Raw genomic sequence first — 13,902 nt, 5'->3', positions numbered from 1 at the left:
GTGAAATCGTACCTATCACATTAAAGGATTAATGGTAATGTCATTAATAAAAATTCCATTACCCGAGTCCGTTCTTCAAGCAAGCCAGCAGCGGATACAGTGGGTATTAGAAAATTTTTCACGCATCTGCATCTCTTTCTCCGGTGGAAAAGACTCCACCACTATGCTGCACCTGGCGGCGCTTTGCGCCCGGCAAATGGGCAAGAAATTCAGCGTGCTGTTTATTGATTGGGAAGCGCAATTTTCCTGCACCATTCAGCATTGCGAAAATATTCGCACCGAATACCAGGATGTTATTGAAAAATTTTATTGGGTGGCCCTACCGCTCACCACGCAAAACTCACTGACGCAGTTTTCGCCGGAGTGGCAATGCTGGGAACCTGGCGTCAACTGGGTACGCCAGCCGCCCGCTGACGCTATTACCGATCCCGGCTATTTTCCGTTTTATAGATGCGGAATGAGCTTTGAAGAGTTCGTTCGTGATTTCGCCGACTGGTTTTCGCAAAACCGCCCGGCGGCAATGATGGTGGGTATCCGGGCAGATGAATCGCTTAATCGTTTTATGACCATCTCATCGCAGCGCAAGCTGCGCTTTGCCGATGACAAGCCATGGACAACATCGGCGCCGGGCGGTCATACCTGGTACATCTACCCGATCTATGACTGGAAAACCGCCGATATCTGGACGTGGTTTAGCAAAAGCGGCCATACCTATAACCCCCTTTACGATCTGATGTATCAGGCCGGGGTGCCGCTACGCTATATGCGCATCTGCGAACCTTTTGGCCCGGAGCAGCGCCAGGGACTCTGGCTGTATCACGTGCTGGAACCCGAGCGCTGGGCAGCCATCTGCCAGCGCGTAAACGGCGTGCACAGCGGCGGTATTTATGCCGGATATGACAACAAATTCTATGGTCACCGTAAGCTCGATAAACCCGGACACCACAGCTGGAAGAGTTATGCCCTGTTTCTGCTGGATAGCATGCCGCGGCAAACCGCCGAGCACTATCGCAACAAAATCGCGGTCTATCTGCATTGGTATCAAAAACAGGGAATGGACGATATCCCCGATAGCCAGGAGAGCGACATCGGCACCCGGGATATCCCTTCATGGCGACGCGTCTGCAAAGTGTTATTAAACAATGATTACTGGTGTCGCCAGCTTTCATTTAGCCCAACTAAGGCCACCCGCTATAAAAACTACTGCGAGCGCATAAGTAAAAAACGCCAACAATGGGGACTGTTATGCAACAACGACTAATAACCCAGATAGAAGAGTATCTGGCCGCGCTGCCGGAAGAGGAAAAAATCGACGCGCTGAACCGCTTTCGCCAGGCTCTGCACCGCCATAGCCCTTTTCGCAACCAGCCGGTTGACTGCGTGCTATGGGTTAAAGAGGAAGAAGTGGTTCCCAATGACTACAACCCTAACAATCTTGCACCGCCGGAAAAGCGACTGTTGTTAACTTCGCTGGAGGCCAACGGCTTTACGCAACCTATCGTGGTGCAGCATCAGCAGCCAAAGCGTTATACCATCATTGACGGTTTTCACCGCCACGAACTGGTTAGCAGCAAAGTGTCATTAAAAAAGCGGCTCAAGGGATATTTACCGGTAACCTGTTTGACGGAGAATAGCCACCCGCGCGATGCCCTGATGGCCGCCACTATTCGTCACAATCGGGCCCGCGGACGCCATCAGATTCACGCGATGTCGGAAATTGTCCGCGAGCTGGCCAATCTCGGCTGGAGCAACGCAAAAATCAGTAAAGAGTTGGGGATGGATGCCGATGAAGTGTTGCGCCTGAAGCAAATTAACGGTCTGGCCGAGATGTTCGGCGACCGTCAATTTTCCCAGGCGTGGACGGTGAAATAGCTACAGGCTGCGCAGACGCTCTGCCGCCGCCAGCAGGGTTTCCGGCTGCTTAGCGAAGCACAGGCGAATCAACTTATGCGGGAACGGATCGGCGCAGAATACCGATAGCGGGATCGCCGCCACGCCGACGTCCGTGGTCAGCCAGCGACAGAAGCTGACGTCATCAAGGTCAGAGATGGCGCTATAGTCGGCCAGCAGGAAGTAGGTGCCTTCACACGGCAGGATCTCCAGCCGGCTGTCGCGTAGCGCATCGATAAACAGATCCCGGCGCTCCTGATAAAACGCAGGCAGCTCGCGGTAGTGCTCCGGCTGCGCGCGCAGCATATCCGCCAGCGCCAGCTGAGCCGGCGTATTAACGGCAAAGGTTAAATACTGGTGCACTTTACGCAGCTCGGCGCTGATGGCGGCAGGCGCCACGCAATAACCCACTTTCCAGCCGGTCATATGAAAGGTTTTACCGAAAGAAGAGACCGCTACCGCCCGTTCACGCAACTGCGGATGAGCCAGCACGCTGGCGTGCCCCTGCTCTGCAAAACAGATATGCTCATACACTTCGTCGCTGATAACGTAAATTTCCCGCCCGGCGATCGCCTGCCACAGCGCGGCAAAATCTTCCCGCTGCCAGACGGTGGCTGATGGATTATGCGGCGTATTAAGAATGACCAAACGGGTGCGGTCGCTTAACGTGGCGGCAAACTGCTGCCAGTCAACGCGGAAATGCGGCGGCTGCAGAGCAATACGTTTCAGCACCCCGCCGGAAAGTTCTACCGCCGGCGCGTAGCTGTCATAGCTCGGGTCAAAGCAGATCGCCTCATCGCCGGCTCTGACCAGCGCGGTGATCGCCGCATACAGCGCTTCAGTCGCACCGGCGGTCACGGTCACTTCGCTATTAGCATCCGGGCGATAGCCATAAAGTTCAGCGGTTTTATCGGCAATGGCTTCGCGCAGCGCCGGTACGCCGGTCATCGGAGCATACTGGTTGGCTCCCTGGGCGACATGCCACGCCAGGCGTTCCTGTAAATAGCGCGGGCCGTCAAAATCCGGGAAACCTTGTGATAGATTGATGGCCTGATGCTGCTGCGCCAGCGCGCTCATCTGGGTAAAAATGGTGGTGCCTAATGCAGGGAGTTTACTCTCAGGAATCAGTGGCTTATTGCTCATTATCTTCGTTCCGATTGTAATGCTGTTGTTGAAGCCACTATAACACGATGTTAATATTTGGCAATCAAGACGCTTAGACGTCTAAATGCTAACGTTATTTCGCTTGCCGCAGGCAGGCGGCAAACCGACGCCACCGGCAGCACGGCGCACTATCCACTCTGGAGATACCATGATCCGCGCTATCGTGACCGATATTGAAGGCACCACCAGCGACATTCGCTTCGTCCATAACGTCTTATTCCCCTACGCCCGCGAGCGGTTGGCCGCATTTGTCACCGCGCAGCAGTATGTCGAGCCGGTCAGTACCATTCTCGACAATCTGCGTACGGAAATCGCCGCCCCCGAAGCCAGCACCGCAGCGCTTATCGAGACGCTATTCCGCTTCATGGATGAGGATCGTAAATCGACGGCGCTGAAAGCGCTGCAGGGCATTATCTGGCGCGAAGGCTATCTGAACGGTGATTTTACCGGCCATCTTTACCCCGATGTTCTGCCGTCGCTGGAGAAATGGAAGGCAATGGGCATTGATTTATATGTATATTCCTCAGGCTCGGTCGCCGCGCAGAAATTGTTATTTGGCTACAGCGACGAAGGTGATATTACTCATCTCTTTAGCGGCTATTTCGATACCCTGGTCGGCGCCAAACGCGAAGTTCAATCCTATCGCACCATCGCTGAGCAACTGGGGCATAGCCCGGCGCGCATTCTCTTCCTCTCTGATATTCATCAGGAACTGGACGCCGCTGAAGAAGCGGGTTTCCGCACTCTGCAGCTGGTACGCGGCGACCGCGATCCGGCCAGCCATCATCCACAGGTTCAGCGTTTTGACGACATCGACCCGGAGCAACTTCCCTCATGAGCGCATTAACTATTTTTTCCGTTAACGATGCCAGCCATCCACGCTGGCACAGCAGCAACGCCGATGAGATCCAACAGCAATTGCGCGCGAAAGGGGTGCGCTTCGAGCGCTGGCAGGCCGATCGCAACCTTGGCCCGGCGCCAAGCGCTGAAACCGTTATTGCGGCCTATCAGCACGCGATTGATAAACTGGTGGCTGAAAAGGGCTATCAGAGCTGGGACGTCATTAGCCTGCGAGCGGATAATCCGCAGAAAGAGGCGCTGCGGGCAAAATTCCTCAATGAGCATACCCATGGCGAAGATGAAGTGCGCTTCTTTGTCGAAGGCGCCGGGCTGTTTTGCCTGCATATCGGCGATGAAGTCTTTCAGGTGCTGTGCGAAAAGAACGATCTGATCTCCGTCCCGGCAAATATCCCACACTGGTTCGATATGGGTTCGGAGCCGAATTTCACCGCCATTCGTATTTTTGACAATCCGGAAGGCTGGATAGCGCAGTTCACCGGCGATGCTATCGCCGATGCCTACCCGCGCTTACCCTAACCTTTATGCATAGCGGCGGCGCAGCAGCTCGCATTCGAAGAGAAATTCGAGCCCTTCCAGCTGACGCCGCGCCTCGCTAACATCCCTGCCCCAACAGGTTAAACCGTGGCCGCGGATCAAAAATCCATAACGTAAAGGATGGCTACGGGCATACGCTTCAATCCGCGCCGCCAGCGCCTCAATATCCTGATCGTTATCAAAAATCGCCACCGGTACGCTATCGAGATGGCTATGCTGCCCGCTCAGCGTTTTTTGCATTTCATAGCCCTGCAGCTGCAGGGTATCGCTGGTTTCAAGACGTGAGAGCACCGTGGCGTGCACGGTATGCACGTGCAGCACGACGTTCGCTTGCGGAAACAGACGATAAACCAGCGTATGCAACCCGGTCTCCGCCGATGGTTTACGGCCCGACGGCGCGCGATTGCTGGCGATGTCCACCTGCAAAAAATCGTCGCGGGTCAGGCTGCCCTTATCGCGCCCCGATTCGCTTAACCAACACCAGCGCGCATCCTCGCGTACTGACATATTGCCGCCGGTTGCCGGCGCCCACCCTTTCGCGCCAATCCAGTGACAGGTGGTCACCAGTTGTGCGAGTCGCTCTTGCCACATAATCGTTCCTTATCGATGTTAACCGTTACGCCAGCGGCGCAAATATACCGTCCGCCACCTGCTGTGGCGTGACCACGCCGCTATCCAGCACCCAACCGCTGATTAACGACGCTGGCGTCACATCAAAGGCAGGGTTGTAAACCGGCGCGTTTTCTGGCGCCCACTGCACGGCGCCAAAGCTGCCTTTTACGCCGGTCACCTCTTGCGCCGCACGCTGTTCAATCGGGATCGCCGCGCCGTTCGGGCAGTGGCGATCGAGAGTGGTTTGCGGCGCCGCCACGTAGAAAGGAATGCGATGATAGTGAGCCAGCACCGCCAGCGAATAGGTCCCAATTTTATTCGCCACGTCGCCGTTGGCGGCGATACGATCCGCACCGACCCATACCGCATCAACCTGCCTCTTTGCCATCAGGCTGGCGGCCATGGAGTCGGTAATAAGCTGATACGGCACGCCCAGCTCCCCCAGTTCCCAGGCGGTCAGGCGGCCGCCCTGCAGCAGCGGCCGCGTCTCATCGACCCAGACGTTAGCCACCTTGCCCTGTTCATGGGCCAAAGCGATAACCCCCAGCGCGGTGCCAACCCCCGCCGTCGCCAAACCACCGGTATTACAGTGGGTCAACAAACGGCTACCCGGCGTGACCAGCGCATTGCCAGCTTCGGCAATGCTGGCGCACAGCTGTTTATCTTCGGCAATCAGACGCAGCGCTTCAGTCTCCAGCGCCTGCGGATAGTCTTCCTGCGCCAGCGCCTGCTTCATACGATCGAGATTATTCATCAAATTGACCGCCGTCGGCCGCGCCGCGCGCAGGGTTTCCAGCGCCTGAGCGAGCTCGTCGCGGGATAAACCGCGCTGCGCCAACAGCGCCAGCAACAGGCTGGCGGAGAGACCAATCAACGGCGCGCCGCGCACCCGCAAAGCATGAATATGGTCCACCAGCAGCGCAACGTTATCCGCCGCCAGCCAGCGTTTTTCCTGCGGCAATGCCTGTTGATCGAGAATAAAAAGCTGATTTTCGCTTACCCGCAGGCTGGTGGTCTGTAGTGTCTGCATATCGTTAAATCCCTGTTGCGTTGTTGTATCACATTGTGTCAGGATGAAATCCAGATGTATAGACGTCTGAACGGCTTAATTCAGCACTTTTGAGGATCGAGGCAATGTCGCAATACCATACCTTCACGGCCAGCGATGCGGTGGCTTACGCACAACAATTTGGCGGGCTCGACGATCCGTCTGAGCTGGTGTCGGCGCAGGAGGTAGGCGACGGCAATCTCAATCTGGTGTTCAAAATTTTCGATGCTCAGGGCGTGAGCCGAATTATTGTTAAGCAGGCGCTGCCCTACGTGCGCTGCGTCGGCGAATCCTGGCCGCTGACACTGGACCGCGCGCGCCTCGAAGCGCAGACCCTGGTCGCCCACTATCAGCACAGCCCGCAGCATACGGTACAGATTCTTCATTTCGATCCCGCTCTGGCGGTGATGGTAATGGAAGACCTTTCCGACCACCGTATCTGGCGCGGCGAGCTTATCGGCAACGTCTACTATCCGCAGGCGGCGCGCCAGTTGGGCGAATATCTGGCGCAGACGCTGTTCCACACCAGCGATTTCTATCTCCATCCGCATGAGAAAAAAGCGCAGGTGGCGCAATTTATCAATCCGGAAATGTGCGAGATCACCGAGGATCTGTTTTTTAACGATCCGTATCAGATCCACGAGCGCAATAACTACCCGGCGGAGCTGGAAGAAGATGTTGCCGCCCTGCGTGAGGACGCTCAGCTTAAACTGGCTGTCGCGGCGCTGAAGCACCGCTTTTTCTCACAGGCCGAAGCCCTGCTGCACGGCGATATTCATAGCGGCTCCATCTTCGTCGCTGAAAATAGCCTTAAAGCCATCGATGCCGAATTTGGCTATTTCGGCCCAATCGGTTTTGACGTCGGCACCGCCATTGGCAACTTGCTGCTTAACTACTGCGGTTTGCCCGGTCATCTCGGCATTCGCGATGCCGCCGCCGCGCGCGAACAGCGGCTCAACGATATTCAGACCTTGTGGCATACCTTCAGCGAGCGTTTCCAGGCGTTAGCGACGGAGAAAACCCGCGATACCGCGCTGGCCTGCCCCGGTTACGCCTCAGTATTCCTCAAAAAGGTTTGGTGCGATGCTATTGGATTCTGCGGAACCGAACTGATACGCCGCAGCGTCGGGCTTTCACACGTCGCCGATATCGATTCTATTCAGGACACGGCCATGCGCCACGAATGCCTGCGCCACGCAATTACGCTCGGCAAAGCGCTGATCGTCATCGCCGAACGTATCGATAGCGTGGACGAACTTATCGCCCGCGTGCGTCAGTACAGCTAAACGCGTGATTATTTATGTTGAGCTTCCAGGGTGGCAAACCACGGGGCAATAAAATCTTCGGTCTGCCCCCAGCCAGGGATTATTTTCCCCAGCGACGCCACGTTGACCGCCCCAGGCTGTGCCGCCAGCAGCGCCTGCGGGATCGCCGCCGCTTTGAAATCGTAGGTAGCCGGGGTGCTTTCTCCGGCAATCTTATTGGCAATCAAGCGCACGTTGGTGGCGCCGATGAGTTTCGGGTCGACCGCCACGCTAACCTTCCACGAACTACCGGCTTCCCGCATCAGCTGTAAATCCTGATTGGAAATATCGATGCTGTAGAGTTTGATTTCGCTGCGTCCGTTTTCTTTCAGCGCCTTATAGGCCCCCTGGCTAAAGGCATCCCAGGTGCCCCAGATGGCGTCGATTTTCCCTTTCGGATACTTGGCCAGAATCGCGCCGACTTTGTTAGCGGTGTCACCCTGCACGTCGGATGAAACGGCGCCGATAGACTCCAGCTCTTTAATCCCCGGATTTTGTTTAAGCAGCGTCTGGTAGGCCGCCTGCCGGCGTTCCATTGGCGGGAAGCCTGCCACCCACAGCTTGATAATGTTGGCCTTGCCGTTGAAATCTTTCACCAGTTGGCCAAAAGAGAGCTCGGTCAACGAGGCGTCATCCTGCTGGCTAACCGTCACGCCGGGGATGGCTCCCTGCACCGCGGTATCGAACACCGCGACTTTGATCCCGGCATCGACCGCCTTTTTCACCAGCGCGGTCGAGTACGGGTCGCGCCCCTGGGAAAGAATAATACCGTCATATTTCTGGCTAATGGCCTGATTGACGAAGTCCTGGAATTTGGCGTCATCACCGTTGCTCAGGAAGGCGCTGACTTTAAAACCGAGCTTTTTACCTTCCTGAATCGCCCCGGCGACAAACTGGGTAGTGTTATCGTCAGAACCGAGATTGCGAATCACCGCGATGCGGATCGGGCCGTTATGCTCAGCGATCGCCGCCGGAACCGGCGTCGGGGTCTGCGCCAGCGCTGCCATCGACTGCAGCAGGCCCAGCGCTATAAGAGAAAGTGCTATCTTTTTCATTTTGTTTACCCTGTAAAGTGTTAGGTCCGGCGCTGAAAATAGGTCAGTGCCAGCGCGCCAGCCAGCACCAGCCCTTTAATAATGTCCATCGCGTAATAGGGCACCGACAGCATCACCAGGCCATTGGAAAGCACGCCGAGGATCACCGCACCCACCAATGTACCCAGCGCATTCGGCTTGCCGGAGCCCGCCAGCGAAAAGCCGATCCACGCCGCCGCGACCGCATCCATCAGGTAACCGCCCCCGGCGTTTACCTGGGAAGAACCAATCCTAGATGCCAGCAGAATGCCGCCCAGCCCGGCCAACAGCGAGGCAATCACGTAGGCCGCCACTTTATAGCGCGTGATCCGCAGGCCGGAGAGTCGCGCCGCCTCCGGGTTGCCGCCGATGGCGTACATCCTCCGCCCGTGAGTGGTGAACGACAGCGCCAGCTGCGCGATTAGCGTTACCACCAGCATGATAATGACGATGGTCGGTACCTGCCCCAGCGCGCCAAACGCCGCCGGGATCGTACCTTCGGCCATCTCGCCGCTCGGCAGCACCATATTTTCGGTGATCGAGCCGCCGTAGCTGTAGGTCATCGCCACGCCCTGAATCACAAACAGGCTGGCAAGCGTGGCGAGCATGTCAGGAATGCGCAGCACCACGATCAGAAACGCGTTGAATAGCCCAACCAGCGTACAGAGCGCGAGGGTGATCAGAATGGCTTCAGTGGTGTTCAGGCCGTGCCAGACAAACAACGAAATCACTAACGCATTCGCCAGCGACGCCGTCGACCCCACCGACAGATCAAAGCCGCCGATGGTAAGAGAAATCGATACCCCAATGGCAATCACCGTCACGATAGCGATGGAGCGCAGAATGTTGATGATGTTAAACGGGTCAAGAAAGTTCTCCGAGGCCAAACCAAAGACGCCAACCAGCAGCACCACGGTCAGCAACATGCCCCATTTATAGAGAAAATCGAAAAACCGCTGACGGCCCGATACCGTCGCGTTAACTGCCAGAGCCTTGCTCACGCTGCCGCTCCTCCGGTGGAGTAATAAAGAATCGTCTCCTCCCGCGCCTCGGCGCCGGGAATTTCCGCCACAATGCGCCCATCCCACAGCACGCAGATGCGATCGCACAGGCCTACCAGCTCGGAAAATTCGCCGGAGGCGTAAATCACGCCCCGGCCTTCCCGCGCCAGGCCATCAATCAACTGAAACAGATCGGTTTTCGCTTTCACGTCCACCCCTTTCGTCGGCTCGTCGAAAATCAGCACGTTTGCACCGCTGCGCAGCCATTTGCCGATGGCCACTTTTTGCTGATTACCGCCGGAGAGGCGGCGCAGCGTCTGCCCCGGCCCGGTGGCGCGCACGCCGATACGGGCAATAACCTCCTGCGCCCACCGCCACGCCTGCCGATGGCCGAACAGGCTCCAGCGCGAAAAGCTGTTATCGGCGCTGACCGCCAGATTCATGGCGATCGCCTCATCGATGAATATCCCCTCTTTGCGCCGCTCTTCCGGCACCAGCGCCAGCCCCTGGAGGACGGAATCGCCCGGATCGCGCGGCCGCCACGGCTGGCCGTTAAGTTCGCCGTAGCGCACCCGGCTTTTACTGGCGCCGAATAAGGCTTTGCAAAGTTCAGTTTTCCCCGCGCCCGCTAAGCCGGCGATACCGAGAATTTCGCCCTTATGCAGACGTAGCGAGATATCCTGCAACAGCGCTTCGTCATGCAAACCGTCAACCTGCAGCAGCACCTCTTCGCCATGCGGCGGACGCGCAGGCGGAAAAATATCGCTCAACTCGTGGCCGAGCATTTTTTCGACGATCTGCTCGCCGCTGAGCTGCGCCATCGGGCCGCTTTCGATTAAACGGCCATCGCGCAGTACCGTCAGGGTGTCGCAAATCGCTTTTAGTTCATGAATACGATGCGAAATAAAGACCACGCCGATCCCCTGCAGCTGCAGACGACGAACCACCGCAAATAAGCGTTCGCTTTCGTGCTGATCCAACGGCGCGGTGGGTTCATCAAGAATCAAAAAGCGGCAATGGTGCGACAGTGCGCGAGCCAGCAGAATTTGCTGTTTTTCGGCAAGGGTACAGCTATCGATTGAACGTCGAACATCCAGCGCAATATCAAGCTGCGCCAGCGCTTCGCGCGCCTGCTGACGCACCCGCGACCAGCGAAAAACCGCACCCGGTTCAGCCAGCCTGTCCAGCATGATGTTTTCGGCAATGCTCAGCCCCGGAACCAGCGCAACATCCACCTCCTGCTGTACCAGATGGATGCCCAGTTGCTTTGCATCGCGCGGCGAACGAATGCTAACCGGCTGGTTATTGATCGCGACTTCGCCTTCGTAATCGGCGTGCGTCCCGCACAACACCGCCATCAGCGTCGATTTGCCAGCGCCGTTGGCGCCGGTCAGCGCATGCACCGTTCCGCCCTTAAGGGTAAAATTCACCTTGCTCAGCGCCTGAAAGCCGGAAAAGGCCAGGCTAATGTTATGCATCTCAAGGCGATTCACGCTCATCACCCTCCCCAGGGCAATTAATATTCTGATTTAACGAATTTTTCACAGCTGCCGATGCCTGACAACTGCGTAAAAAGCATAAGATAAAACCAAATAATATTAGCCATCTGGATGTCCAGATATGAGCGGGCTTACAGTGGAGGTACGGAGGAAGATTGTCTGGTCAAAAACGGCAGATAAGCAATTTTCTAAAATCGATAGTGGCGGTTAAACGCCGAACCACCACCACCTACCTTCATGAGGAACATACCGAACATGACTATTCAGTACATCAAGGAAGTCCGCGGTGTCACAGCTGGAAGCGCTGAACTCCCATCCGCAGAAGCGAACCCGCGAAAAACTGGCGGCGATTTACGGCTGTACCCAGGAGCAAATCAGCCTTTATTTACCGAAAGAAGGCTAGCAGCACTTCGCCCCGCCCTTACCGCCGTAGCGTGCGTCCTGGCGCTCGCGGAAGAATTCTTCATAGGTCATCGGCGTCTGGTCCGGATGCGTGATCCGCATGTGTTCGACGTAGTTGTCGTAATCCGGCACGCCGATCATCATCTTCGCCGCCTGGCCTAAATATTTTCCTGCTTTTGAAAGGGTGTCGAACATAATGAGTTTCTCGCTTATTCCCCTCACCCCAGCCCTCTCCCACAGGGAGAGGGAGGAGAAGAAAGGTAGGCCAAACAGGTTAATGCGCGCGCTTCGCCTGCGCCGTTAAGGTCTGCGCATCCGCGGGCATCGCTTCATACGGCGTCTCTTTCGCCGTCGGTTTATCCTCTTTCAGCGCCGCCAGCGCGGTTTTGATCGAGAACAGCGCCAGAACCACCACCACAATCATAAAGAAGATAGTCAGCCCGGCATCGAGACGGTTATTAAACACCAGCTGCGCCAGCTGCGATTCCGTATACTGCGGCGGAATGGTACCGCTGTCGATCATCGCCTGGAATTTATTGGCGATGGCCAGGAAACCGACTTTAGTATCCGGGCTAAACGATTTCTGCCAGCCGGCAGTCAGCGTACAAATCAGCAGCCAGCTTGTCGGCAGCAGCGCCACCCACGCATAGCGCTGGCGTTTCATCTTGAACAGTACCACCGCGCACAGCATCAGCGCCATTCCCGCCAGCATCTGGTTGGCGATACCGAACAGCGGCCACAGGGTATTGATGCCGCCCAGCGGGTCAACCACCCCCTGATGCAGGAAGTAGCCCCACGCCAGGACGCACAGCGCGGTCGCCAGCAGGTTAGCCGGCAGCGAGCTGGTTTTTTTCAACCCGGGGCTAATCACGCCCAGCAGATCCTGCAGCATGAACCGCGCCGCGCGGGTGCCGGCATCGACCGCCGTCAGGATAAACAGCGCTTCAAACAGAATGGCGAAGTGGTACCAGAAAGAGACATCCATCAGCCCGCCCAGCGAGCCGTGCAGAATGTAAGCCATCCCCACCGCCAGCGTCGGCGCGCCGCCGGCGCGTGAAATAATCGACTGTTCGCCGACCTCATGGGCTATTTGATTCAGCGTATCCGGGGTAATGCTAAAGCCCCAGCCGCTCACTACCTGCGCCGCCGAGGCCACGACGTCAGTCGTCCCCGCCGGCGCCAACACCGCCATCGGGCTGTTCATCGCGAAGTAGACGCCCGGGTCGATAATACAGGCCGCCACCAGCGCCATAATCGCCACGAAGGATTCCATCAACATGCCGCCGTAGCCGATAAAGCAGGCCTGGCCTTCGTTGGCTAACATCTTCGGCGTGGTGCCGGAGGAGATCAGCGCGTGGAAACCAGAAACCGCGCCGCAGGCGATGGTGATAAACAGGAACGGGAACAGGTTGCCGGTCCAGACCGGGCCGGTACCGTCGACGAACTTCGTCAGCGCCGGCATAGTCAGCGTCGGGCGCATAATCAGGATGCCAATCGCCAGCCCAACGATGGTGCCGATTTTCAGGAACGTGGAGAGATAGTCGCGCGGCGCCAGCAGTAGCCAGACCGGCAGTACCGCGGCAACAAAGCCGTAACCCACCAGAATCCACGTCAGCTGTACGCCGGTATAATCAAACCACGGCGCCCAGGTCGGGCTTTCCGCCACCCAGCCGCCGGAAATAATCGCGAACACCAGCATCACCAGGCCTATCACCGACACCTCGCCGATGCGCCCCGGGCGCAGGTAGCGAATATAGATGCCCATAAAGATCGCCAGCGGGATGGTAAAGGCGACGGTGTATGTCCCCCATGGGCTGTGGGTCAATGCTTTCACCACGATCATCGCCAGTACCGCGAGGATGATCACCATGATCATAAAACAGGCCACCAGCGCCAGTACGCCAGCGGTCGGCCCCATCTCCTCTTTAACCAGTTCGCCAAGCGAACGGCCATCGCGGCGGGTCGAAACAAACAGCACCATAAAGTCCTGCACGGCGCCGGCCAGCACCACGCCGGCGAGGATCCAGATCATCCCCGGCAGGTAGCCCATCTGCGCGGCAAGCACCGGGCCAACCAGCGGCCCTGCGCCGGCAATCGCGGCAAAATGGTGACCGAACAGCACTTTTTTGTCGGTCGGAACATAATCGAGACCGTCGTTATGTCGTACCGCCGGCGTCATCCGCGTTGGGTCAACGCCGAGGACGGTTTTGGCGATATACAGGCCGTAGAAACGATACGCGATCAGATAAACGCAGACCGCCGCGACGACAATCCACAGCGCGTTTATCTGCTCACCCCGGTTTAAGGCGATATAGCCGAGGGCAAAGGCTCCGATTACGGAGAGCAGTGTCCAGATAAGGTATTTCCCTGAATTATTCATTGTTGTGGTCCACCGGTAGGGTAATCAGGATGTTACAGTTTGTTTCTAGAACACAACGCAGAATTTAACAACTTCGAAACAGCGCAGATGCCATGCCGCGGCGGAGATTTGTCTCACATTGCTAGCGGGATCAC

At 57.0% G+C, this 13,902-nt stretch carries 13 protein-coding genes and 2 pseudogenes; 7 read left to right on the top strand and 8 right to left on the bottom strand.

The window, feature by feature from the left end; translation table 11 throughout:
- Positions 1-37: 37 nt before the first annotated feature.
- Entirely contained in the window at positions 38-1,261 is a 1,224-nt protein-coding gene (locus PGR29_RS08600; RefSeq protein ID WP_087860250.1) for a phosphoadenosine phosphosulfate reductase, read from the top strand.
- Positions 1,246-1,872 carry an IbrB-like domain-containing protein gene (locus PGR29_RS08595; RefSeq protein WP_087860251.1) on the top strand — a complete coding sequence of 209 codons (627 nt, stop codon included), beginning with the start codon at positions 1,246-1,248 and terminating at the stop codon, positions 1,870-1,872. The genes PGR29_RS08600 and PGR29_RS08595 overlap by 16 nt, the downstream gene beginning before the upstream one ends.
- On the opposite strand, the gene PGR29_RS08590 is transcribed toward PGR29_RS08595, so the two are convergent.
- Positions 1,873-3,018 carry a pyridoxal phosphate-dependent aminotransferase gene (locus PGR29_RS08590; RefSeq protein WP_213794497.1) on the bottom strand — a complete coding sequence of 382 codons (1,146 nt, stop codon included), beginning with the start codon at positions 3,016-3,018 and terminating at the stop codon, positions 1,873-1,875.
- Positions 3,019-3,202: 184 nt separating this feature from the next.
- Here PGR29_RS08590 and mtnC point away from each other — a divergent pair, with 184 nt between their 5' ends.
- On the top strand, positions 3,203-3,892 hold the full coding sequence (gene mtnC, locus PGR29_RS08585) for an acireductone synthase (RefSeq protein ID WP_087860253.1): 690 nt from the start codon (positions 3,203-3,205) through the stop codon (positions 3,890-3,892).
- On the top strand, positions 3,889-4,431 hold the full coding sequence (locus PGR29_RS08580; protein ID WP_316424410.1) for a 1,2-dihydroxy-3-keto-5-methylthiopentene dioxygenase: 543 nt from the start codon (positions 3,889-3,891) through the stop codon (positions 4,429-4,431). Before mtnC ends, PGR29_RS08580 begins: the two co-directional genes overlap by 4 nt.
- A 3-nt stretch (positions 4,432-4,434) precedes the next feature.
- Here the strand turns inward: PGR29_RS08580 and PGR29_RS08575 are convergent, their stop codons facing one another.
- Both PGR29_RS08575 and mtnA read right to left on the bottom strand, forming a co-directional pair.
- A complete protein-coding gene (locus PGR29_RS08575; RefSeq protein ID WP_087860255.1) occupies positions 4,435-5,040 on the bottom strand; it encodes a methylthioribulose 1-phosphate dehydratase in 606 nt (201 codons plus the stop codon).
- Positions 5,041-5,065: 25 nt separating this feature from the next.
- Positions 5,066-6,091: an S-methyl-5-thioribose-1-phosphate isomerase gene (gene mtnA / locus PGR29_RS08570; protein ID WP_316424409.1), complete on the bottom strand. Its 1,026-nt coding sequence runs from the start codon at positions 6,089-6,091 to the stop codon at positions 5,066-5,068.
- A 104-nt stretch (positions 6,092-6,195) separates the two neighbouring features.
- Between mtnA and mtnK the strand changes: the two genes are divergently transcribed.
- Positions 6,196-7,395, top strand: a complete 1,200-nt coding sequence (gene mtnK / locus PGR29_RS08565; RefSeq protein WP_213317381.1) for an S-methyl-5-thioribose kinase — start codon at positions 6,196-6,198, stop codon at positions 7,393-7,395.
- An 8-nt stretch (positions 7,396-7,403) separates the two neighbouring features.
- Here the strand turns inward: mtnK and PGR29_RS08560 are convergent, their stop codons facing one another.
- From PGR29_RS08560 to PGR29_RS08550, 3 genes are read right to left on the bottom strand one after another with little or no spacing between them, the layout of a single operon-like run.
- Positions 7,404-8,468: a sugar ABC transporter substrate-binding protein gene (locus PGR29_RS08560; protein WP_213794472.1), complete on the bottom strand. Its 1,065-nt coding sequence runs from the start codon at positions 8,466-8,468 to the stop codon at positions 7,404-7,406.
- Between the two features lie 20 nt (positions 8,469-8,488).
- Entirely contained in the window at positions 8,489-9,487 is a 999-nt protein-coding gene (locus PGR29_RS08555; protein ID WP_316424408.1) for an ABC transporter permease, read from the bottom strand.
- A complete protein-coding gene (locus tag PGR29_RS08550) occupies positions 9,484-10,986 on the bottom strand; it encodes a sugar ABC transporter ATP-binding protein (RefSeq protein WP_316424407.1) in 1,503 nt (500 codons plus the stop codon). The genes PGR29_RS08555 and PGR29_RS08550 overlap by 4 nt, the downstream gene beginning before the upstream one ends.
- 197 nt (positions 10,987-11,183) lie before the next feature.
- On the opposite strand from PGR29_RS08550, the pseudogene PGR29_RS24920 reads away from it, so the two are divergent.
- Both PGR29_RS24920 and PGR29_RS08540 read left to right on the top strand, forming a co-directional pair.
- Positions 11,184-11,294, top strand: a pseudogene (locus tag PGR29_RS24920) (hypothetical protein); the annotation flags it as partial.
- Positions 11,264-11,389, top strand: a pseudogene (locus tag PGR29_RS08540) (helix-turn-helix domain-containing protein); the annotation flags it as partial. The pseudogenes PGR29_RS24920 and PGR29_RS08540, both read left to right, overlap by 31 nt.
- Here the strand turns inward: PGR29_RS08540 and PGR29_RS08535 are convergent.
- Together PGR29_RS08535 and cstA are read right to left on the bottom strand one after the other, a co-directional pair.
- Entirely contained in the window at positions 11,386-11,583 is a 198-nt protein-coding gene (locus PGR29_RS08535) for a YbdD/YjiX family protein (protein ID WP_002893903.1), read from the bottom strand. The pseudogene PGR29_RS08540 and the gene PGR29_RS08535 sit on opposite strands and share 4 nt — an antisense overlap.
- A gap of 79 nt (positions 11,584-11,662) precedes the next feature.
- Positions 11,663-13,768 (bottom strand): pyruvate/proton symporter CstA, encoded by a 2,106-nt coding sequence (cstA, locus tag PGR29_RS08530; RefSeq protein WP_316424406.1) that lies wholly within the window; start codon positions 13,766-13,768, stop codon positions 11,663-11,665.
- Positions 13,769-13,902 lie beyond the last annotated feature (134 nt).

The organism is Klebsiella sp. 141203 (assembly GCF_032601985.1).
In the GTDB taxonomy this organism is placed as follows: domain Bacteria; phylum Pseudomonadota; class Gammaproteobacteria; order Enterobacterales; family Enterobacteriaceae; genus Klebsiella; species Klebsiella aerogenes.
This window is presented reverse-complemented; position numbering and strand designations above follow the sequence as displayed.